Source organism: Nocardioides sp. (assembly GCF_041393715.1).
In the GTDB taxonomy this organism is placed as follows: Bacteria; Actinomycetota; Actinomycetes; order Propionibacteriales; family Nocardioidaceae; genus Nocardioides.
The window spans coordinates 97,378-119,194 of the sequence record NZ_JAWKJQ010000006.1; the positions used below are offsets into that span (position 1 = coordinate 97,378).

Below are 21,817 nucleotides of genomic sequence, written 5' to 3' on the forward strand. Positions count from 1 at the left end.
GGTGGGCCGGTGGAAGGAGGTTCGCGCCCGCCGCTTAGCGACGGCTTAGCGCTCGGGGGACGGGCTCAGCGGCCCACCCACCGCGAGGTGCCGGTGGTCCGCACCACCATCAGGACGTCGGGAGCACCGGAGACGTTGGCGATGTTGCGACTGCTCCCGGCAAGACCGCGACGGTCGACGCAGGCGACCTCGCCGCTGGGCGGCCGGCCGCTGCTCGTGCACGCCTTGACGACGCGGTAGGGCTTGGACCCGGACTTGCGGAGGATCTTCACGTTCCACCAGCGCTTGCCGCCCAGGACGCTGGCGTCGAAGCGCATCCGGATCAGCGCGGGCCGCGCCGGGGTGGCCTTCAGGGAGCTCGCGTGCACCGTGAACGGGAAGCCCAGGTCGGCGCCGCTGGAGGTGGACCCGAGCTTGCGGACGACCACCCGGGCGCCGTTGGTGTCGATGGTCGGGACCCGCAGCTCGGCACTCTGCGGGAAGTCCGGTGTCGTCGACGGCACGCACGCGGGATCGTCGGGCTGGACGCAGGCCCCGGTGCCGTACGTCGACCCGCCGGCCACCTGCGCGGCCTGCACCGGCCCGGTCGGCAGCAGCAGCGTGCCCGAGGCCACCGAGGCAGTGCCCGGGGTCGGCTGGGAGTAGCTCGCGGTGACGAGGGAGAGGCCGGTCCCGCCGCTCTTGCGGATCAGGCCCTGGTTGACCAGCCTGCTCAGCGTCGCGATGCCGGTGTCGGCCTCGATCTTGCCCTCGAGGTAGCCGCCGTCGCCTTCGAAGCGCAGCGTGCCGGTGCCCGGGGCCGCCGTCCGATGCGGGCGGAGCGCCAGCCGGGTGCCGTGGTCGGCCGCGAGGTAGGCGCCCGCGCCGACCCGCACCAGCCCGCGGGCCACGACGACCGTCTGGTCCCCGATGTTGACGCCGCCGCCGCGGACGTCGACCACCCCACGGTCGTCGACCTCGAGGTGGAAGGTGTCGCCGGCCACCGGCGTCGGGACGGGCGAGGTGCAGGTCTCCTCGCCGGGATAGCTCACCCCCGGGGTGCTGTCGTAGGCACAGTCGCGGGTGAGCAGCGTCGCGGCGGAGCTGACGTCGTGCTCCAGGACCAGCGTGCCCTTCACATGGAGCTTGGAGACGCCACCGAGCGTGCCGCCGACCACCTCCAGCCGGCCGTTGCTGCGCACGAGCGAGTCGGCGTCGGACGACTGGTCGCCGTAGAGGAAGAGCTTGCCGCCCGGGTCGACGTGCACGGTGGCACCGCCGGCGATGTCGAGGGTGGTGACATGGCCCTCCTGGCCGGCGGCGATCCGGGGCAGGCCGCCGCTGGGGATGCACACGTCCGGGTCGCCGCCGTGGAGCGGCGCACCGTCGCTCCAGTTGGCGTCGGTCTCCCAGTCGTCGGTGGTGCCCGGACCGACGCCGAGCCCCTGCCAGGTGTTGACCGTCGGCGCCAGCTGGCACAGGCCGGGCAGCGCGGACGTCGGGGCCGCCTCGGCTCCGGACAGCAGCGATCCGCCCAGCAGCAGCGTGACGACGGCAGCGGTGAGCACACGCCTCATCGGCAGGACCCTTCCCATGCGCGGCCCCCCACGGGCCAAACCAGGGCGCGAGTCTAAGCCAGCCGCTAGCGTTCGGCCATGGAGATCCGGCTACTCGGACCGCTCGAGGTGGCGGTCGGCGACCGGATCGTCCCGCTGGGCTCCCCCCGGCAGCGCGCCGTCTTCGCGATGCTGGCCCTGGCCGCGCCCGAGGTCGTCTCGACCGACCGGTTCGTGGACGGCCTGTGGGGGGAGGACCCGCCGGCCAACCCGACGGCCGCCCTCCAGGTGTTCGTCCACGGCCTCCGCAAGGCGCTCAAGGCCGAGGCGCTGGACGGGTTGGTGACCCGCGAGCACACGGGCTACCGCCTGTCGGTCCCGGCCGACTCGACGGACATCGGCCGGGCCTCGGCGCTCCACGACGCCGCCCGCCGGGCCCGCGACGCCGGCGACCTGGGCTCAGCCGCGGCCGCCCTCTCGGAGGCACGGTCCCTCTGGCGCGGACCGGCGCTCGCCGACGTCCGGGCCACCCCGTTCGCCGAGCCCGAGGCGGTCCGCCTCGACGAGCTGCGCCTGCTGGTGGAGGAGGACTACGTCGACGCCCAGCTGGCGCTGGGCCAGCACACCTCGCTGGTCGACCCGCTCAGCAGCGCGGTCAACGAGCACCCGATGCGTGAGCGGTTCTGGGGCCAGCTGATGACCGCGCTCTATCGCTCCGACCGCCAGGCCGACGCGCTGGCGACCTATGCCCGGGCCCGCGAGCGACTCGCCGACGAGCTCGGCATCGACCCCGGCCAGGCGCTCCAGCAGCTCGAGCTGGCGATCCTTCGCCAGGACCCCTCGATCGCCCCGCCCACGCCGGAGGCACCCGCGGTGGTCACGCCGCGCTCCCCCAGCCGGATCCCCCGGCCGGCGACGCCGACGTTCGGCCGCGACGAGCTCGTGGCCGACGTACGCCGGCTGCTGCGGCGCGACGAGGTGCGTGTCGTGAGCCTCACCGGGCCCGGCGGGTCGGGCAAGTCCCGGCTGGCGGCGCTCGCCGCGCTGGCCGCCGAGGACGACTTCGCGGGCGGGGTCGTCCACCTCGCGCTGACCGAGCGCACCGAGGCCGACCAGGTCCTGGCCGAGCTGGCGCTCGCGCTGACCGGCGGCGACGACCTGTCCGGGCTCGACGGACTCGACCTCGATGCGCTGGTGGTGCTCGACAACCTGGAGTCGGTGGCGGCCGCGCACGACCTGGTCACCGAGCTGGTCGACCGCGCCACCGGACCGACGGTGCTGGTCACCAGCCGGTTGCCGCTGCGGATCCGCGCCGAGCACGACGTGTCGGTGCCGCCGCTCGAGGTCCCCGCACCCGGCGCCACCGAGGCCGAGGTGCTGGCGGCGCCGGCCGTGGCGATGTTCCTCGACCGGGCGCACGCGGTCGCCCCCGACACACCCCTCGACGACCGGCTCGACGACGTCGCCGACCTGTGTCGCTTCCTCGACGGGTTCCCGCTGGCCCTCGAGCTGGCGGCCGCCCAGGTGCGACTGCTCACCCCCGCCGACATCCGGGCAGCACTGGAGCGCGACCTCGGCGCCCTGCAGGCCCGCGGGGTCGACGTACCCGAACGGCAGCGGACGCTGGCCGCGACCATCGAGTGGAGCTATGACCGGCTCGACCCGCCGGCCAGACGGGTGGTCGACCGGCTGGCGCTCTTCGAGCGCAGCTTCACCCTGGAGGCGATCGAAGCCGTCTGCGACGACGTCCCCGACGTCCTGGGTGCGCTCGCCCAGGTGGTGGAGGCCCGCCTGGTGCGGCCCGCCGAGTCGCGGGTGGAGGTGCGGTTCGTCGCCCTCGGCACGGTGCGCGCCTTCGCACGGGCCCGGCTGCAGGAGCACGACGACACCGCCGACTGGGCCGCCCTGTCCGAGCACCTGCGAGACCGGGTGACCGCCTGGAGCGAGGAGATCGACGGACCGAGCGGCACCGCCGTGCTCGGCCGCTACGACGACACCGCGGCCGACCTCGACGCCGCCCTCGACCGCGCCCGCGACGAGGGCGAGCTCGACCTCGCCGTCGCGCTGGCCGAGCTCCTCACCGACTTCTGGATCGCCTCCGGCCGCCTCAGCGACGGGCTGCGGCGGGTCACCGGGCTGCTCGAGGCGACGGAGCTCACCGACACCGCGCGCGCCACGCTCCACCTGGTGGCCGGCAAGCTGGCCTACCACCTCACCGACTGGGGTCGCACCGCCGAGGAGTGCCGGGCGGCCATCGCACTGACCGAGGACCCCCGGCTGCTCGCCGACGCCCGCTGTCATCTGGGGGCGGCCCTGGTGGTGACCGGCGACCCGGAGCAGGGGACCGCCCTCGCGCAGGAGGCGCTGAGCGCCGCCGAGGCCCTGGGGGACTACCGGATCACCGTGGTCGCCCTGTCGATGCTGGCCATCGGATGTGCCGTGCGCGGCGACCTGGCCGGGGAGCGTGGCTACTACGAACGGCGACTCGCCGTGGTCGGCGACCGCGGCGACGCCGCGCGCCTGGCCGACACCCTCAACACCCTCGCCGAGATCGCCCTCGACGACGGCGACGCCGCCACGGCCCGGGCCTATGCCTCGGAGTCGGTGGGCATCGCCGGCACCGCGCTGCCGCTGGAGCGTCGGGACGCGACGATCAGCCTGGCGCGGGCGGCGGCCGTCGAGTCCGATCCCGTCGAGCTCGCCGAGCATCTGCGGGTGGCGACCGAGCTGTCGGACCGCACCGGCCAGGCGCTGGCGGTCGCGCAGTGCCTGCGGGTCGGCGGCTGCCTGGCGGTCCTCAGCGACGAGCAGCCGCTCGCCGTCCGCGCGTTCGCCGCGGCGCAGCGCCTGTCGCCCTCGCCGTCCGGCACCGACGAACCCCTCGAGACCGACCTCGCGGCCCGCCTCGCGCAGGCACGGGCGGCCGTCGGGGAACATGCCGCCCGGGAGTGGACGCTGGGCGCCACCCTCCCGCTCCGGTCGACCCGAGACGGCATCGACGCCCTCGTGGCCCGGACACTAAGCGGCCACTAAGCCTGGTCACCCAGGCTCTCCTCACCGGGCCCGCCGGGCCCCACCCCGAGGAGAGCTCATGAGCACGCCCGCCCCCCTTCGCCTGTCCGCGGCCGCGGCCGGACTCGTCTGCGCCGCCCTGCTCGGCACCGCCGGCGCGTCGCACGCCGACGGCGCCGGCCCGGCGCCGCAGCGCACCCAGGGAGCCGCACAGGCGGGTGCGAAGGCCGCTGCCGCCGAGTCGCCGACCGGTCGGGCTGCGGCGTTCGACCAGGTGACCCGCCTGGCCCGGCGACACGGCACCGTGACGGTGACGATCATCCTCGCCGAGGCTCCGACCCGGGCGCCCGACGCCGGGGTGCGCTCCCGGCTCACCGACCAGGCGTCCGCCGGACGGGCGGCCGCACTCCGGGCGCTGGACGGACCCACCGGCACCAGCAGCGTCCCCGGCGCCCCGGCGATGACGGCCACGGTCGACGCCGCCGACCTGGCCGCTCTGCGCCGCGAGCCGGCCGTGCTGTCCATCGCCCGCAACATCGACTTCCGGGCCGCCGGCACCACGACCTTCGGCATCCAGGACGGCGTGCAGCTGCCCCGGTGGTGGCACCTGAAGAAGATGGGCCTCGACTGGACCTACGCCCACGGCTACAACGGCGCCGGCCAGCGGATCGTGGTGGTCGACAGCGGCGTCGACTACACCCACCCCTGGCTGCAGGGCCACGTCGTCGACGGCGCCTGCTTCTCCTCCGACGGCTGCGGGAACGGACTGTTCTACGCCTACGGCATCCAGGCCGGGAAGAACTGCACCTACGCCGTCAGCTGCGCCCACGGCACCCACGTCGCCCAGACCGCGGCCGGCAAGTACGGCGCCGCGCGCTCGGCCGGCATCGTCGCGATCAACGCCAGCCACCGCAGCGCCAGCGGCCGGCCCACCTACGGCACCGCCGACCTGATCAACGCCCTGTGGTACTCCTACTACTACGTCAGCCCGGCCCCGGCCGCCGTCAACCTGAGCATCGGCGGCAGCACGACCTACGCCACCACCTGCGACAGCACGAACCAGCCGCTCGCCGACTGGATCACCGCGCTGCGCAGCCGCGGGACGGCCACGGTGATCGCCGCCGGCAACAGCAACTCCTCGACCGGGGTGAGCTACCCCGCCTGCATGAGCCGCGCGGTCGTGGTCGGCAACGCGACGCTCACCAGCGCCACCGGGAGGCCCGCGGTGCTCGGCGGCCGGGCCGGGGCCTCCAACAGCAACCGGCTGGTCGACCTGTGGGCGCCCGGCACCGACATCTGCTCGGCCGTCCCGACGAGCCTCGACGTCGACGGGACGCGTGACGGGGCCGACTGCAGCTGGTACGGCACCTCGATGGCCGCTCCCCAGGTCAGCGGCGCGTTCGCGGTGCTGAAGGCGGCACGGCCGTCGTACTCGGTGAACCAGAGCCTCTCGGCCTTCGTCCGCAACGGCCTGGCGATCACCGACTCCCGCAACGGCGTCACCCGATCGATGGTCAACGTCGCCAACGCGGTGTACTACGGCTGACCGGAGTTCGCGCCCGGCGCGGTGCGGGATCACCGTTGCCGCCCCGGGCGCGGATAGGGTCCACCCCGTGGTGGGTGGCTACGTCGTCGCGACCGGTGGCATCGCGCTGGACCTGAAGGCCAGGGCCAACGCCGCGCTGGTGCGCGGCAGCAGCAACCGCGGCCGGCTGACCCGATGCCCGGGTGGGGTGGCCCGCAACATCGCCGAGAACCTCGCCCGGCTGGGCACCCCGGTGCACCTGGTGGGTGCCGTCGGCGACGACCCCCTCGGGGCGGAGCTGGTCGAGCAGACCCGGGCAGCGGGGGTGACCGTGGTCCCGGTCGGCCAGCGGGAGCTGACCGGCACCTACACCGCGATGCTCGACGAGAACGGCGAGCTGGTCGCCGGGGTCGCCGACCTGTCCGCGACCGAGGGACTGGCTCCCGACGACCTGGCCGTGATGCTGCCGTTGGTGGCCGGCGCCGCGCTCCTGGTCGCCGATGCCAACCTGCCGGTGTCGTTCCTGCACAACCTGGTGGTTCGAGCGCGCGACGCCCGGGTCCCGGTGGTGCTGGACCCGGTGAGCGTGCCCAAGGCCGACCGGGTCTCGGCGGTGCTCGACCCGCGGCACCCGGTGCTGCTGGTGAGCCCCAACCGCGACGAGCTCGGCGCGCTGACCGGGCACTCCACCGGGTCACGCTCGGAGCTGGTCGGCGCGGCGCGACGGCTGTGCGCGATGGGCGCCGAGAACGTCTGGGTGCGGCTCGGCGCCGACGGGTCGCTGCTGGTGCCGCGGGCCGACGAGCCGGTGCCCCTCGGCGCCCACAAGGTGACGGTCGTCGACGTCACCGGTGGCGGCGACGCGATGCTGGCGGGGCTGATCCACCGATGGCTGCTCGGCGACCCGCTGGCCGAGGCCGCGGCCTACGGACAGGCGGTCGCGGCGCTGACCGTCGCGCGCGAGGAGACGGTGCGGCCCGACCTCGGGCCCGACCTGGTCGAGGCCCAGCTGGCCAGGCCCGTCGGGCGGTGGCGATGAGTGCCGCCGGCCTGCCCGTCGACGTCACCGCCGAGGTGGCCGACGCCTTGGCCGACGGCCGCCCGGTGGTGGCGCTGGAGAGCACGATCATCAGCCACGGGATGCCCTACCCCCAGAACGTCGCGATGGCGGTCGAGGTCGAAGGCATCGTCCGCGACGCCGGCGCGGTGCCCGCGACCATCGCGGTGCTCGACGGGCGTCCCCTGGTCGGGCTGGACCGCGACCAGCTGGAGGTGCTCGCCTCCGACGGCTCGGTGGCCAAGGCCAGCGTGCGCGACCTGCCCGTGTTGGCGGCGCAACGACGACACGGCGCCACCACGGTCGCCGCGACGATGCGGCTGGCGGCGCTGGCCGGCATCCGGGTCTTCGTGACCGGCGGCCTGGGCGGCGTGCACCGCGGGGCGCAGCAGAGCTTCGACATCTCCGCCGACCTCACCGAGCTGGCCCGCACCCCCGTCGCCGTGGTGTGCGCGGGGGTGAAGTCGATCCTCGACATCGGGCTCACCCTCGAGGCGCTGGAGACCCTCGGCGTGCCGGTGCTGGGGGTCGGCACCGAGGAGTTCCCGTCGTTCTACTCCCGCACCAGCGGCTTCCGCGCTCCCACCCGCGTCGACGGCGCCGACGAGATCGCCCGGGTGATGCGCGCCCAGTGGGCCCTCGGGCTGCCCGGCGGCCTGGTGGTCGCCAACCCGATCCCGCCCGCCGACGAGATCCCCGCGGAGGAGATCGGCGGCGTGATCGAGGAGGCGTTGGCCGACCTCGACCGGCTGGGGATCGGCGGCCAGGCCGCGACGCCGTACCTCCTGGGACGCATCGTCGAGCTCACCGGTGGGGGCAGCCTGACCGCCAACATCGCGCTGGTGAGGAACAACGCCCGGCTCGGCGCCGCCGTGGCCGCGGCCTACGCCGAGCGGCGATAGTCCGCTACGTTCGGCACCACTTCCGGGCCTCCGACTGGTGCCGAACGTGGCGGACTATCGGTCACCGCAGCGACGCGAACACGTCGTCGAGCAGCGGGCCGGACGGGGTGCGGCCCACCTCGCGGAACCACTCGCGACCGGCGACCAGCGTGAAGACCGGCCGCGGCAGCCCGAGCAGCAGGGAGAGCGTGCGCGAGCCGGTGCCGGGGCCACCGGCCTGGCTGGCGTGCGCGGTGAGGGCGGCCCGCTTCGCGGCCAGGTGCGGGCGTACGTCGACCCGGTGGGTGAGCGCGGCATGCGGGGAGTAGAGCCGGCTCCCCTCGGGCAGCTGGGGCATCGGCAGCACCCGGCCGGCCACCCGCAGCGCCGACACCAGGGGGCCGAACAGCCGCCGGTCCAGGGTCGCCTCCAACAGCACCGGCGTGCCTGCCCCAGCGGCGGCGAGCGCGGCGACCCGATGCACCTGCACGTGGTCGGCGTGGCCGTAGCCGCCGTGGACGTCGTACGACGTGAGCACGTCGGCCGCCTCCTCCACCAGCAGGTCGGCCAGCCGGCCGGCCACCTCGGCCGGGTCGGTGCGCGCGAAGCAGGCGCCGCCCACCCGGGCGTCGAACCCGGAGTCGGGATAGCCCAGCACCTCCACCCGGGCCACCCCCAGCGCCGCCGCAGCCTCGCTCAGCTCGGCTCGGCGTCGCTCACCGAGCGACCCCTCGTCGGCAGCCAGTCCGGCCTCGCCGGCCGTCGCGACGACCAGCACCACCCGATGGCCCTCGGCCGCCGCCCTCGCGAGCGTGCCGCCGGTGAGCAGCGCCTCGTCGTCGGGGTGGGCGTGGAAGGAGACCAGGGTGAAGCGCCGGTGCCCTGCGGCCGGCGTCACGAGGGGGTCACCTCAGCGTGGTCCCGCCGAGCACCATGCTCCAGGCGCCGGCCGGGGCACGGGCCGCCGCGACCGCGCGCTCGTAGAGCTGCTCGCTGAGGTCGCAGGCGCGGGCCCAGTCGTGGGTCGGCGGCACCGCGGTGTTGTGCTCGGCCATTGCCCGGCGCAGCCGGTCGTCGGTGAGCAGGCTGGTCAGCGCGGTCGCCAGGCCGGCGTCGTCGGGGGCGAGCAACCCCTCCACACCCTGGGCCACGAAGTCGCCGACCCCGCCCCAGCTGCTGGCCACGACCGGGACGCCGGCGGCCCGCGCCTCCAACGCCGCGATGCCAAACGACTCCAGCTCGGCCGGTGCGACGAAGACGTCCGCGGAGCGGAGCAGGCTGCGGATCGCCGGCCGGTCCATCCGGCCCGGCAGCGTCACCCACGCGTCGTCGCCGTGTCGGGCCAGGACCCGGCGCATCGCGCGCTCCCGTGGCCCGGCACCGACCACGACCGCCTCCAGCGCCCGCTCGGCCGGGACCTGCGCGCGCACGCGGTGCAGGATCTCGGCCAGCTCGACGGCCCGCTTGACCCGGGTCAGCCGCATCACCGCCACGATCCGCAGCGGCCCGTCGGCGGCGGACTCCCGCCCAGGAGCGCTCGGCGGGCGCCAGGCATCGACGTCGATCGCGTTGCCGAGCACCGCCACCGGGATCTCGGGACCGAGCATCTCGCGCAGCGGCTCGGCCGCGGCGTCGCTCACCGCCGACCAGACCAGCGGCCAGGCGCGCAGCCGCAGCAGCTCGCGGGCCAGCCCCGGGAGCGGGCCGAGGCGCGTCCACATCGAGTGGATCGTCACCAGCGTCGGGACGCCCGCCGACACCAGCCGGCGCGCCGCCAGGGTGGCGAACGGCGACCAGACCGAGACGTGCAGGTGGACGGCGTCGTAGCGCCCCTCCTTGACGAGCTCCACGAGCCCCCGTTGCGCCCCGAGGGGGCCACCCTCCAGCCGACGGACGTACGCCGGCTCGGCGGCGCCCTCGGCGGGCGGCGTGATCGTGGCGACCTCCGCCTCGATGCCCCGGGCCCGCTGCTCGCGCAACAGGTCGGAGACGTGGACCTCGATGCCACCGAGGCGCGGGAGGTAGGCGTCGGTGACGTGGAGCACCCGCCTCATGCGGCCTCCTGCAGCTCGGCCTCGAGGTCCTCGACCGGCTCGCCGGCCCGACGACGCGCCCACAGCCAGGCCGCGACCCCGGCGCCGCCCACCGGGATCTCCAGACCGAAGGTGATCGCGCGGTAGAGCAGCACCCCGGCGACCACGCCGGCCGGGTCGCCGCCGAGCACCAGCAGCACGCCGGTGAGCCCGAGCTCGACGATGCCGGCGCCACCGGGCGTGAGGCCGGCCAGGGTGAGCATCCGCTCCACGGCCAGCCCGACGAGCACCACCACGGGAGAGACCCCGGCGCCGGTGAGCCAGAGGCAGGCGCCCAGCAGCAGGCCCAGCGAGGCGGCGTACAGGCCCACGCCGAGCGACAGCCGCAACCACGACGCGCGCACCACCCGGCTGCAACCCTGCTGCAGCTCGACCAGCGCGGTCTCCAGATCGGTGTCGCGACCGAGGCGCGCCAGCGCGACGTCGAGCAGCCGACCGAGCCGACCGGCCGCCACCGGGCTGGCCAGCACCGCCACGGCCACGCCCAGCACCAGCGCCACGACGGCGGCCAGGGTGAGCACCGCGTGGAACCACTGCCCGGTCACCACGCTCGACGTGAGGGCCAGCAGCGGGAGCGCCACCACGACCAGCACCAGCTTGGCGAGGACGTCCCAGACGTTCGTCACCACCGTGTAGGTCGCGAACTGCTGCCGGGTGAACCCCCACGTCCGGACCATCCGGTAGTTCAGCGCCACACCCGCGGCTCCGCCCAGGGGGAGCACGTTGGCGACGGCGCTGCCGGTGAGGCTGAGGGTGAGCGCCCGCCGGTGGGTCAGCCGGGGAAGCGCAGCGGTCAACGTCAGCGTGTGCAGCAGCAGTCCGCCGATCCACAGCACCAGGAGCGCGGCGAGCGCCCGTGCGGGGAGCGACGAGACGACGGCCTGGACGGCTCTGAGCGAGACACCGGACACCGAGGGCAGCGCGAAGGCGAGCAACGCGACCGCGAGCAGGATCCCACCGACGTAGCGCCATCGGACCCGGACCCCCGGGCGCCTGCTCCCCCGCGCCGTCACCGGCTGTGCGACCGACATACTCCGATCATGCCGCACCCGGCCTGTGGCGAGCCTGAGAGGACCCGAAACGTCGCGTCCCGGCCACCCGGCGGTCGGTTCGGACCCGGTCCGGTCGGTAGCCTGGCCGCCGTGACACGACCGCCACTCCGCTCCTGGCCGCCCACCGACCGACGACTCCGCGAGGGGTCTCCCCAGGGCGACGACGGTGCCGCCGACGTCGAGACCGACCTGCGCTGGGTGTGGCGCCTGTGGGCGGTCGTCGTGGTCTTCGCGCTGGTGGCGATCTGGCGGTCCATGGTGATGGGGATCCCGTTCCGCGACCCTCGAGGCGAGTGGCTGAGCCATCGGGTCGCCTTCACCAGCGGCATCGTGCTGGTGCTGGTGGTCGTCGACGGCGGCTGGCGGTCGTGGCAGTCGGGCCGCTCGCTGCGGGGCACCTTCGGGGCGATCCGGCGCCGTTGGACGGTCCGCCGGGTGGCGCTGCTGCTGGCCGGACTGGCGGCCTACCACACGATCTACTTCAGCTACCACAACCTGAAGAGCTGGCTGGTCTTCCGACCCACCCACGACGACCTCCTGGCCCGATGGGACACCTGGCTCTTCCTCGGCCACGACCCAGCGGCACTGCTCCACGGGCTGCTCGGAGAGGGGTGGGCGACCTGGGCGCTCATCGCCGTCTACGAGTCGTTCCCGTCGTTCGTGTCGTTCGCGTTCCCGGCCGCGCTGGTGCTGGCCGACCGGATGCGACACGGCTACGTCTACATCGCGTCCGCGGCGTGGGTGTGGATCTTCGGCACGCTCAGCTACTACGCGATCCCGTCGTTCGGCCCGTTCCACGAGACCCCCGCGACCTTCGCCGCGCTCCCCCACTCGATCGTCACCGACACCCAGGCGAAGTACGTCGCCCAGCGTGCCTACCTGCTCGCCCACCCGGAGGCCTCCGACGCCGCCGCCCAGATCGCGGCGTTCGCCAGCCTCCACGTGGGGGTGTCCACGGTCATCTGGCTGATGCTCCGCTACTACGGGTTCCGCCGGATCGGCGTGGTGTGGGCGATCTACCTCGGGCTCACGATGGTCGCCACCGTCTATCTCGGCTGGCACTACGTCCTCGACGACATCGTCGGCTTCGCGATGGCAGCCGCCGCGGTGTGGCTGGGCATCCGCACCATCTACCCCCGCGGGTACGTCGACCGGTCCGGGGCCCCGGCCCGGTCCGAGCTCGTGGCGGAGGGCAGTCCCCCGGGCGGCGGACCGCTCAGTCCGCCATCGGCACCCTGACGTCCACGCCACCCTCGGGCGTCACCCGGTCGCGCATCTTCGCCACCACGGGCAGCCCGACGAACCCGCCGGCGACCAGCGCCTCGCCCTGCACGAAACGCGACGCCTGGTCGAGCAGCTGCCGGGGCACGAAACCGAACGCCCGGGCCAGCTCGTCGAGGTCGGCCGGGCTGTTCATCCGCATCAGGGTGAGGTTGTCGCACTGGCTCAGCACGCCGGAGTGGATCTTCGACGGGCGCTGGGTCGACAGCAACAGCCACAGGCCGTACTTGCGGCCCTCGGCCGCGATCTGGATCAGCAGGTCGCGCACCGCCACCCCGAGCGGGGTGTCGGGCTCGGGCGGGCAGAAGTTGTGCGCCTCGTCGAAGACGAGCAGCACCGGGCGACGCTGGCCACGCTTCTCCCACAGGTCCTCGAGCACGGCCAGCGCGATCGCGAGCTGCTCCTCGTGCCGGTCGTACTGACCGAGGTCCAGGACGGTCGCCGCGGGCCGCTCCTCGATCAGATCGGTGGCACAGGCACCACCCAGCGACCAGGTGCCGGTCCAGTCGAGAACACCGAGGTTCTCGACGCGCTGCGCCAAGGTCTCCACGCCCGGTTCGCCCGAGGACCTGAGCTGGTCGATGAAGTCGTCGGCGTGGTCGTAGAAGCTGCCCACGAGCCGCACGAAGGTGTTGTACTCCGCCCGGTCGAGGATCGGGTCCATCCGCAGCACCGCGGCCTGGTGCTTGACGCTGAGCTTGCGGAACTGCACGCGCAGCGGATGGTCGGGGTCGTCGGGACGCAGCACCACGACGTCGCGCTCCGCCAGGGTCGCCGCCTCGGCCGGGTCCGCACCGGGCCGGGTCTCCCCGAGGCCGACGTAGTCGCTGTTGGGGTCGAACACCACGATCGGGAGCCGGGTGGCGCTGAGCAGCCGCTTGAGGGCCACGCCGAGCGCATAGGTCTTGCCGGAGCCACTCTGCCCGCACCAGAACGTGTGCCGGTTCATCTTGCCGGCCACCAGACCGACCGAGGCGTCGGGGATCCCGACCACGCGGCCCAGATGCAGCTGTGGGTCCGGTCCGGCGAGCAGCTCGGCGACGCGTTCGGCGGGCGCGGGGGCGACCGTCACCTCGCGCCTCGCGCGCCCGGCCGGCGCGCCGCCGGCGGTCGCCTGCCGCGCGGTCACCAGGCGTGACCCGTCGGCCGCCGCCGGGCCGACGTGCTCGACGTAGCCGATCAGCGAGCCCTCCTCGGACGCGATCTCGACGAGCTCACCGGCCGCCGGTGTCTCACCGGTGATCCGGAGCAGCAGCTGGCGCCCGTCGGGGGGCGACCCGCGCCCGGCGGGGGGGGGTGGGGTGGGGGTGCTCACCCGCCGATGATGACACCGGAGGCGGGGACCAGAAAGGGAGGGCATCCGGGAGCCGCCGCCACAACGTCGCCGACCCTCGGGGCGAGCCGCCACCGCCGCGGCCACCTGATCGGCCATCCTGGTGCCTGTGAGCGACCGCGAGAGCCGACCCGAGGACGACACCGAGAGCCGGAGCGCCGGCTGGCGGGAGCTGGTAGCGGTGCTGCTGCTGTCGGTCACCGCCATCGCCACCGCCTGGACCGGCTTCCAGGCCAGCAAGTGGGGCGGCGCGATGTCGATCTCCTTCTCCGAGGCGTCGTCCAGCCGGATCGCGGCCAGCCGCTTCGAGTCGACCGCGCGCTCCAAGCAGTCGGTGCAGGTGTCCCTGTTCACCACCTGGCTGCAGGCCTACCAGGCCGACGACAAGGAGCTGACCGACTTCCTCCAGCAGCGGTTCCCGGAGCCGCTGAAGAGCGCGTTCGACGCCTGGCTGGCCACCGAGCCGGTGCAGAACCCCGACGCGCCGGCGACCCCCTTCGAGATGGAGGAGTACGTCCTCCCCGAGCTGGCCTCCGCCCAGGAGGCCGATGCCCGCGCCGACGCGAAGTTCGCGGAGGCGCTGCGCAACAACCAGCGCGGCGACAACTACACGGTCCTCACCATCGGGTTCGCGACCGTGCTGTTCTTCGCGGCGCTCTCCGGACGGATGCGCCGGCTGGGCGCCCAGTGGGCGCTGCTCGGGCTGGGCGTCGTCGGTTTCGTGGTGCTGACCAGCACGCTGCTCACCTTCCCCAAGCTGGTCTAGCCGCACGGGCGGGCGCCCCACCGACACCCCCGGGGGTATGGCGGAGCCGGTGCCGCCGGGCGAGGGTGGGAGGACCTACTCGGAGGAGGACCCGATGGCGACCCCCGAACCCGGCCCGGCCGGAGCCGCCGACCACGGTGCACGAGGAGCCTTCTCCTCCCGGACCGTCTTCATCCTCGCCGCCATCGGGTCGGCCGTCGGGCTCGGCAACATCTGGCGCTTCCCCTACGTCGCCTACGAGAACGGCGGCGGCGCCTTCGTGCTGCCCTACCTGGTCGCGCTCCTCGTCGCCGGCCTCCCGTTCCTGCTGCTGGACTATGCGCTCGGGCACCGCTACCGCGGCTCGGCGCCGTTGTCCTTCGCCCGCGCGGGCCGACGCAGCGAGCCGATCGGGTGGTGGCAGGTGGGCATCTGCTTCGTGATCGCGGTCTACTACGCCGCGGTCATCGCCTGGGCGCTGCGCTACACGTTCTTCTCCGTCGACCAGGCGTGGGGCGCGGACCCCGAGTCGTTCTTCTTCGGCTCGTTCCTGCAGGTCGGCGACCCCGGCGTGAGCATCGACCTGGTGCCCGGTGTCGCGGTGCCGCTGCTGCTGGTCTGGGTCACGGTGCTGGCGGTGATGGCACTCGGCGTCGAGAAGGGCATCGGCGCGACCGCGGTCGTCTTCATCCCGTTGCTGATCATCGCGTTCCTGGTGCTAGTGGTCCGCTCGCTCTTCCTCACCGGGGCGGGTGCCGGCCTCGACGCGCTGTTCAGCCCCCAGTGGGGCGCGTTGACCGACACCGGCGTGTGGGCGGCAGCCTTCGGGCAGATCTTCTTCTCGCTGTCCGTGGGCTTCGGGATCATGATCACCTACGCGTCGTACGTCGGCCGGCGCACCGACATGACCGGGTCGGGCCTGGTCGTCGGGCTCTCCAACTGCAGCTTCGAGCTGCTGGCCGGCATCGGCGTCTTCGCTGCCCTGGGGTTCATGGCGCAGGCCAACGGAGTGGGCGTCGACCAGGTGGCCTCCGACGGCATCGGGCTGGCCTTCATCGCCTTCCCCGCGATCATCAACGAGGCGCCCGGCGGCGCGGTGATCGGACTGCTGTTCTTCGGCAGCCTGGTCTTCGCCGGGCTCACCTCGCTGGTCAGCGTGATCGAGGTCGTCATCTCCGCGGTCCGCGACAAGTTCGAGACCGGCCGGCTGACCGCGACCCTGGCGGTCGGCGTGCCGACGGCGGTGCTGAGCCTGCTGATGTTCAGCACCACCAGCGGCATCTACGTCCTCGACATCGTCGACCACTTCATCAACCGCTTCGGCATCCTGCTGGTGGCCGTGGTGAGCATGCTGGTGCTCGCCTGGGCGCTGCGGGCGCTCCCGGGTCTCGCCGGGCACCTCAACCGCACCGGCTCGGTGCCGCTCGGCGCCTGGTGGCGGGTGATGCTGGCGTTCGTGACGCCGCTGGTGCTGAGCTTCATCCTCGTCCAGGAGCTGTGGGACGCGGTCACCGAGCCCTACGAGGGCTATCCGGCCTGGATGCTCGGGGTCTTCGGCTGGGGCGTGTGCGTGGCCGTCGTGGTGGCGGCGTTCGTCATCGCGATGGTGCGATGGCGCGACGGGACACCGTTGACTCCGGTCCAGGAAGGCGGCGAGTTCTGATGAGCAGCGCTGCGATCGTGATGATGCTGCTGGCCATGCTGGTGCTCTGGGGTGGCCTCGTCGCCGCCATCGTCAACCTCCGTCGCGGCGAGACGCCCGACCTCGAGGACGTGCACCGCGACCTGTGAGCGGCTCACTCCTTGCCGCACGCCTCCCTGACGTAGGCGATCGCCTGCGCCGCACCGGGGCCCGACATCCGCAGCAGCACGGTGGCCGGCCGGCCATCCACGGTCACGCTGGTCTTGAACGCGGTGCTGCCGCCGCCCTCCATGAAGACGTGGTCGTCGCAGCGGGCCGGCTGCATCTCGAGGTCGAGGTGGCTCGGCGGGTCGGTGCTGCGCACGGTGAGGTCGGGTCGCCAGGCCTCGCCGCCGGCCGTGGAGATCATCGGGGTGCCGGAGATGGTCTCGATCCGCAGCTGCGAGTCGCCACGCCCCGAGGGACGGATCAGCAGCCGCAGCACGCCGACCGGCTGACCGTCGCGATCCTCCACCCGGACGTGGTCCGCCCACGACAGCCGCGCGACGCCGGCGACGGCGAGCTCCTGGCAGCGGGCCTCGAGGAAGCGCCCGGGGACGTCGGTCTCGTCGCTGACCCGCAGGGTGTCGTGGTGGCCGTCGTACCAGAGCTCGAGCGTGCCGTGGGTCGCCTCGCTGCCGCACCGCGGCCGGGCGGGCAGCGCGATCGGGAAGCCGCGTTCGTGCCGGCTCGGGATCTCCCGCAGCCGGGTGGCCGGCAGCGGCCTGGAGAACCGGCCGTCGGTGTAGACGATCCGGGTCGGCCGGAGGTCGTGCAGGGTGTCGTTGCGGACCCAGACCTGCATCTGGCCCAGCGCCACGTCGAGGGACGACTGGCGCATGTCGGCGAAGAGCCGGCCGGTGGCCGGCGGCGTCGGCGGCGCCGGCAGCGGGCTGAGGGTGCGGATGCCGGTGCTCGAGGGCGAGGGCCGCGGCTCCTCGGGGGTCGCGCCGCACGCGGCCAGTGCCGCCGGCGCGAGTCCCACCACCGCGAACGCCGTCAGCACGCGGTGTCCCCGTCTGCCGGACCTGCGCATCGCACCTCCTCCGGTCGGGTCCGATGATCGCACGCGGACCGCGGCGGAGGGACCCGCGAGGACCGGTCCCGGGCCGCTCGGGGGAAGCGGCTCCGGGACCGGCGACCGGGACGGCTCGAGGAGCGTGCTCCGGTCGGCACCCGCGTCAGCAGTTCACCGCCAGCTCGACGTTGCAGGCGTCGTTGCCGGGGCCGCCGTAGGCCCGGTCGAAGCCCTGGTTGCCGCGCAGCCGGTCGGCGCCTGCGTGGCCGAACAGCCGGTCGTCGCCCGCGCCACCGAAGGCACGGTCGTCGCCCGCCCCGCCGTAGACGTAGTCATCCCCGGTGCCACCGTCGAGCCGGTCGGCCGCGCCGTCGCCGAAGAGCTGGTCGTCGTCTCCGTCGCCGTAGACCTCGTCCCGGCCGCCGTCGCCGTGCAGGTAGTCCTCGCCGGTCGAGCCGCGCAGCCGGTCGTCTCCCGGGCCGCCGTTGACCAGGTCGTTGCCGTCGCTGCCGTCGAGCACGTCGCGGTCCGCGCCGCCCCACAGCTTGTCGTCTCCGTCGTTGCCCTGGAGCCGGTCGTTGCCCTTGTCGCCGAAGAGCTCGTCGTCGCCCCGGTTGCCCTGCACGACGTCGTCGCCCTCGTCGCCGTGGACCGTGTCGTTGCCCGCGTTGCCCTGCAGCCGGTCATCGCCCTTGCCGCCGAGGATGGTGTCGTCACAGGCACCGCCGGTCACCACGTCGTCGCCGTTGCCGGCGTAGATGATGTCGTGACCGCCGCCGCCGTCGATGGTGTCGTTGCCCCCGCGCCCGTAGATGATGTCGTTGTACGGCGTCCCGACGAGGTTGTTGTTGGCGCTGTTGCCGAAGATCACCTGCCCGGGCGTGGTGCAGTCGGGCGGCAGGGCGCTCGCCGTCGCCGGCCCGAACGAGACGCTGGCGAAGCCGGCCCCCAGCAGGGCCGCGAGTGTGATCGGGAACTTCATGATGGTGCTCCTTACGGTTGGTCGCCGGCGGTTGCCGGCGCGGAGCAGTCAGGACACCGGCGGCACCTCAGCGTGGGATCAGAAAGCCGGAGCGGAGCCCCGACGGACCGGCCACGAGCGGCGCTAAGCCGGCGCTAAGAGGTGGGCTCGATGGTTGCCGCAAGGCACCCGGAGAGGACCGGGTCCGACCCAAGGAGAAGCCCATGAACACCACCGCCGGCACCGCAGCCGCCGTCCTCGCAACCACCCGGACCCACCGGGCCGCCGCCGCCCGGATCATCGCCGTGTTCGCGGCCGTGGTGTCGTCGCTGCTGATGACGCTGTTCGCCGCGACCCCGGCCGAGGCAGCCACCACCGTCGGCGCCGCCGGGCGGATCGGCAGCATCACCCTCAACGGGCCGATGATCAACGGCTACGACGTCGGCCAGCGGCTGGCGAACGGCACCTACTTCTACTCCAAGAACTGGAACGTCGGCGGCTTCACCGTCACCCGGAGCCCCTCGTCGTACCGGCAGCGGGTCACGGGGAAGTCGACGATCCAGAAGTGGAACGGAGCCCGGTGGGTCGACATCCAGTCACGCACCTGGTCGGGCACCGTGGCCGGCACCGGCACCCTCCGCTTCCCCGGGTGGACCTACTCGCCGACCAACGTCCCCAACAACCGCGCGTCGTACCGCGTGAACTTCCTGATCACCTGGACCAACACCGCCAACGGCCAGTTGGTCGCCCTCACCGGCGTGCTGCCCAACAAGTACTCCGACAACCGCTGCGCGACCACGTTCTTCACCTGCCGGACCTACACCGACGGCATCAACTTCTGAGGCCCGACCCGTCGCCCTCGGCCCGCCCTCCCGGGGTGGTTCGAGGGCGCTGGTCGTGTGCCGACATCCCGCGGTTCAGGCGCACAGCTCACGCAGGATGTCGGCCACCCGCGAGGGGTCCAGCCGGCAGGTGGCGCGGCCCACCGGCAGCTCGCAGCGGACCACGCCGGGGTCGCCGGTGGGCATGGGTGCCTGCCAGACCCAGATCCCGTCCTCGTCGGCCAGCCGCCGCGCGTTGGCCCTGAACCTCTCCTCGGAGACGCGGAACAGCAGGTGCATCATCGGCGTCTGCGGTGGGTCGGGCAGCACCCGGACGACCTGGCTGCCCGCGAGCTGCGCCGCGATGGCGCGGGCCTGCTCGAGCCGTGCCGGCATCTCGGACAGGCGCTCCGACAGCAGGCCCAGCGCGGACGCGGCCGCCGGCCACATCGCGAACAGCGAGCCGCCGAGACGCCCTCGCCACTCGCGGACCTGGTCGACGATCTGCGGCGGGCCCACCACGCAGCAGCCCGGCAGGGCGCCGATGCCCTTGTAGAACGAGACGTAGGCGGTGTCGAACAGCGAGGCGATCTCGGCGGGCGAGCGCTGGTAGCCCGCCGACGCCTCCCAGAGGCGGGCTCCGTCGAGGTGCACCGCCGCGCCCCGCTCGCGCACCGCGTCGACCTGGCCCACGAGGTCGTCCCAGTCGGGCAGCTGGCCGCCGAGATCTCGCTGGGGAAGCTCCCAGAGCACCGCCGCGACGGGCTCGGGCACCTCGAGGTCGGTGCGGGTGAGCAGACGGTGGGGCTCTCCCACGGGCCGCCCGGTCAGGCCGTGGACGCGGGAGTAGGCCTCGCCCTCGTGCACGGCGAGGTGGCACAGCGGGTGCCAGAGCACGGTGCGCGTCCCGCGGTCATCGGCGTGCACCCGCAGGGTGGCCGCCTGGGCCATCGTCCCGCTGGGCAGGAAGACCGCCGCGGGATGACCGAGCAGCTCGCTCACGGTCGACTCCAGCTCGGCGACCACACCGCCCTCGCCGTAGACATCTGGAACCACGTCGCCCCCCACGGAGGCGAGAACCTCCTCGGGGGTGACCAGACCGTCGCCGATGACGAACGTGTGGCACCTGCTCCGCCGGGCCAGGTCCTCCGCATCCACCCGGCGAAGTCTAGGGAGCGTTCGCCGCGGACCCCGGCCCGACAACTCGGAGCACGGTGGAGCCGCCTGTCGTGGAGCCGCCTGTCGGAATCGAACCGACGACCTAATCATTACGAGTGATTCGCTCTACCGACTGAGCTAAGGCGGCCTGCTGCCCGGCACGGCTCCCGGCGTGACCGCGGGCCGTCGACCGGGCAACCGCAGCAGGATAACGGACCGGGTGGCGGGGTGCGAAAACGCCCGGCGGCGGCTCTCGGTGACCCCTTGGGCAACCCGGCATGGCCCACGTGGGCTAGACGTCCACGTCGTTCGGAGGAGCAGATTCGCCGGTTCCCTCCCGCGATCCGATGGGGCAGACTACGGTCGGCAGCGTCAACAAGTGAGGCAAACACGTTTGGCAACTCGGGAGAAGAACCACATGATGCCAGTTCTCGGGACCCCCATCCCCCGACAGGTGTCCTTCGTTGGACCCTTCGGCGTGGGGAAGACCACGGCTGTCTGCACGGTGTCGGACACCAACGTGTCCTCCACCGAGGTGTTGAGCTCCGCCCTGCGCGCGCGCACCGGCCGCCCCGGCCGGCACCTCAAGACGACCACCACCGTCGGCTTGGAGATCGGCGAGTGGCAGTCACCGGACGGACAGACAGTCTCCGTGGTCGGTACTCCGGGGCAAGAGCGCTTCGACCTGGTGCGGAAGTCGGCCATGCCGCGCAGCACCGGGGTCGTGCTCTGGCTCTTCGGCCACCATGACCTGGCCCTGCTCGACACCGAGCTGTGGCTGGAGTTCATCGCTGCGGAGGTCTCGACCTCCAAGCTCACCGTGGCCGTGACACGGTTGGAGGAGGCGGGCACCCAGCTCGACGGCTTCCGGGAGGTGGTCGCCGCGTGCGACGACCGGATCCCGGTGATCGCCGCCGACCCGCGTGACCGCAACTCCGTTGTCGAGGTGCTGCACACCGCCTTGCGGATTCCCCACAGCAGCCCCGCCACGGAGAAGCCCGCCACCGAGAAGGAGGCCGTCGGATGAAGACCCAGACCCGCACCGCTGCCGCGCTGGCCGAAAGGCTTGAGGAGGCAGACGTGGCAGACACCGTCGAGGAGCACCACGCCGAGATCGTGGTGCTGCCCCCGCGCAACCCGCAGGGTGACGACCAGCCGAGACCCCCGCTCGGGGTCGAGATGGACGACGACATCGCCGCCCACTGGGGTCTGTGGTCCGAACAGATCGGGCGCGCGCTGCTGCCCACCCTGCAGACGCTCGCGGAGTCCCTGCCGGCGTTCAGCTCGGCGATGATCTGCACCGCCGACGGCTTCAACCTGTGCACCATCGGCGTCGACGAGACGCAGGTCAGCCGCCTCTCGGCGATGACCAGCTCGCTGCACTCGATCGCCGACGCCGTGTCCAGCTCGGTCCACGACGAGGAGGGCGGCCCGCTGGACATGGTCACCCTCACCAACGGCTCGTCCAAGACGGTGGTGCTCGCCGTGCGTCACCTCATCGTCGGCCAGCTGCTGCTGTGGGTGACCGTGGGCGAGGACTCCCTCGGCGCCCTGCTGATGCGCGCCAAGGTCGCCGCCGACTCGATCCGCACCAAGCTCGGCGACGACTGAGCCCACCCCGCCGGCGTACGCCGCCCCCGACAACCACGAGATTCCCCAACCCT

Annotated in this window: 19 protein-coding genes and 1 tRNA gene; 11 read left to right on the forward strand and 9 right to left on the reverse strand. The window is 73.4% G+C overall.

The window, feature by feature from the left end:
- Positions 1–65: 65 nt before the first annotated feature.
- The gene (locus tag R2740_RS11095) at positions 66–1,556 is read right to left on the reverse strand and encodes a hypothetical protein (protein WP_371302744.1); all 1,491 of its coding nucleotides are present in this window, start codon (positions 1,554–1,556) and stop codon (positions 66–68) included.
- A gap of 78 nt (positions 1,557–1,634) precedes the next feature.
- Here R2740_RS11095 and R2740_RS11100 point away from each other — a divergent pair, with 78 nt between their 5' ends.
- From R2740_RS11100 to R2740_RS11115, 4 genes are all read left to right on the forward strand, one after another.
- The gene (locus R2740_RS11100; protein WP_371302745.1) at positions 1,635–4,568 is read left to right on the forward strand and encodes a BTAD domain-containing putative transcriptional regulator; all 2,934 of its coding nucleotides are present in this window, start codon (positions 1,635–1,637) and stop codon (positions 4,566–4,568) included.
- Positions 4,569–4,626: 58 nt separating this feature from the next.
- A complete protein-coding gene (locus tag R2740_RS11105) occupies positions 4,627–6,093 on the forward strand; it encodes a S8 family serine peptidase (RefSeq protein ID WP_371302746.1) in 1,467 nt (488 codons plus the stop codon).
- Between the two features lie 67 nt (positions 6,094–6,160).
- Complete coding sequence (locus tag R2740_RS11110) at positions 6,161–7,111, forward strand: carbohydrate kinase family protein (RefSeq protein ID WP_371302747.1); 951 nt, start codon at positions 6,161–6,163, stop codon at positions 7,109–7,111.
- Positions 7,108–8,031, forward strand: coding sequence for a pseudouridine-5'-phosphate glycosidase (locus R2740_RS11115; protein ID WP_371302748.1), 924 nt, complete (start codon positions 7,108–7,110; stop codon positions 8,029–8,031). The genes R2740_RS11110 and R2740_RS11115 overlap by 4 nt, the downstream gene beginning before the upstream one ends.
- A 61-nt stretch (positions 8,032–8,092) precedes the next feature.
- Here the strand turns inward: R2740_RS11115 and R2740_RS11120 are convergent, their stop codons facing one another.
- Genes R2740_RS11120 through R2740_RS11130 form a run of 3 tightly spaced genes read right to left on the reverse strand, consistent with a single transcriptional unit; the run spans position 8,093 to position 11,134 of the window.
- Positions 8,093–8,908 (reverse strand): PIG-L deacetylase family protein, encoded by an 816-nt coding sequence (locus R2740_RS11120; RefSeq protein WP_371302749.1) that lies wholly within the window; start codon positions 8,906–8,908, stop codon positions 8,093–8,095.
- Between the two features lie 7 nt (positions 8,909–8,915).
- Complete coding sequence (locus R2740_RS11125; RefSeq protein WP_371302750.1) at positions 8,916–10,064, reverse strand: glycosyltransferase family 4 protein; 1,149 nt, start codon at positions 10,062–10,064, stop codon at positions 8,916–8,918.
- Positions 10,061–11,134, reverse strand: a complete 1,074-nt coding sequence (locus tag R2740_RS11130; protein ID WP_371302751.1) for a lysylphosphatidylglycerol synthase domain-containing protein — start codon at positions 11,132–11,134, stop codon at positions 10,061–10,063. Before R2740_RS11130 ends, R2740_RS11125 begins: the two co-directional genes overlap by 4 nt.
- 111 nt (positions 11,135–11,245) lie before the next feature.
- On the opposite strand from R2740_RS11130, the gene R2740_RS11135 reads away from it, so the two are divergent.
- Positions 11,246–12,394 (forward strand): phosphatase PAP2 family protein, encoded by a 1,149-nt coding sequence (locus tag R2740_RS11135; protein ID WP_371302752.1) that lies wholly within the window; start codon positions 11,246–11,248, stop codon positions 12,392–12,394.
- On the opposite strand, the gene R2740_RS11140 is transcribed toward R2740_RS11135, so the two are convergent.
- Positions 12,372–13,751 carry an ATP-binding protein gene (locus R2740_RS11140; protein ID WP_371302753.1) on the reverse strand — a complete coding sequence of 460 codons (1,380 nt, stop codon included), beginning with the start codon at positions 13,749–13,751 and terminating at the stop codon, positions 12,372–12,374. The two genes, R2740_RS11135 and R2740_RS11140, sit on opposite strands and share 23 nt — an antisense overlap.
- A gap of 127 nt (positions 13,752–13,878) precedes the next feature.
- Here R2740_RS11140 and R2740_RS11145 point away from each other — a divergent pair, with 127 nt between their 5' ends.
- The 3 genes from R2740_RS11145 to R2740_RS11155 all read left to right on the forward strand — a co-directional run bounded on the left by R2740_RS11145 (position 13,879) and on the right by R2740_RS11155 (position 16,305).
- On the forward strand, positions 13,879–14,535 hold the full coding sequence (locus R2740_RS11145; RefSeq protein WP_371302754.1) for a hypothetical protein: 657 nt from the start codon (positions 13,879–13,881) through the stop codon (positions 14,533–14,535).
- Between the two features lie 94 nt (positions 14,536–14,629).
- Positions 14,630–16,177, forward strand: a complete 1,548-nt coding sequence (locus R2740_RS11150; RefSeq protein ID WP_371302755.1) for a sodium-dependent transporter — start codon at positions 14,630–14,632, stop codon at positions 16,175–16,177.
- Entirely contained in the window at positions 16,177–16,305 is a 129-nt protein-coding gene (locus R2740_RS11155) for a methionine/alanine import family NSS transporter small subunit (RefSeq protein WP_371302756.1), read from the forward strand. Before R2740_RS11150 ends, R2740_RS11155 begins: the two co-directional genes overlap by 1 nt.
- A gap of 5 nt (positions 16,306–16,310) precedes the next feature.
- On the opposite strand, the gene R2740_RS11160 is transcribed toward R2740_RS11155, so the two are convergent.
- Positions 16,311–17,231, reverse strand: coding sequence for a hypothetical protein (locus tag R2740_RS11160; protein ID WP_371302757.1), 921 nt, complete (start codon positions 17,229–17,231; stop codon positions 16,311–16,313).
- Between the two features lie 145 nt (positions 17,232–17,376).
- Entirely contained in the window at positions 17,377–18,195 is an 819-nt protein-coding gene (locus R2740_RS11165; RefSeq protein ID WP_371302758.1) for a calcium-binding protein, read from the reverse strand.
- A 203-nt stretch (positions 18,196–18,398) separates the two neighbouring features.
- On the opposite strand from R2740_RS11165, the gene R2740_RS11170 reads away from it, so the two are divergent.
- Positions 18,399–19,016 (forward strand): hypothetical protein, encoded by a 618-nt coding sequence (locus tag R2740_RS11170; RefSeq protein WP_371302759.1) that lies wholly within the window; start codon positions 18,399–18,401, stop codon positions 19,014–19,016.
- A 75-nt stretch (positions 19,017–19,091) separates the two neighbouring features.
- Here R2740_RS11170 and R2740_RS11175 read toward each other — a convergent pair whose 3' ends face one another.
- Both R2740_RS11175 and R2740_RS11180 read right to left on the reverse strand, forming a co-directional pair.
- Positions 19,092–20,153, reverse strand: a complete 1,062-nt coding sequence (locus tag R2740_RS11175; RefSeq protein ID WP_371302760.1) for a low specificity L-threonine aldolase — start codon at positions 20,151–20,153, stop codon at positions 19,092–19,094.
- Between the two features lie 72 nt (positions 20,154–20,225).
- Positions 20,226–20,301: transfer RNA gene (locus R2740_RS11180), tRNA-Thr, on the reverse strand.
- A gap of 330 nt (positions 20,302–20,631) precedes the next feature.
- On the opposite strand from R2740_RS11180, the gene R2740_RS11185 reads away from it, so the two are divergent.
- Entirely contained in the window at positions 20,632–21,180 is a 549-nt protein-coding gene (locus R2740_RS11185; RefSeq protein WP_371302761.1) for a hypothetical protein, read from the forward strand.
- On the forward strand, positions 21,177–21,764 hold the full coding sequence (locus R2740_RS11190) for a hypothetical protein (RefSeq protein WP_371302762.1): 588 nt from the start codon (positions 21,177–21,179) through the stop codon (positions 21,762–21,764). The genes R2740_RS11185 and R2740_RS11190 overlap by 4 nt, the downstream gene beginning before the upstream one ends.
- The last annotated feature ends 53 nt before the right edge of the window (positions 21,765–21,817 follow it).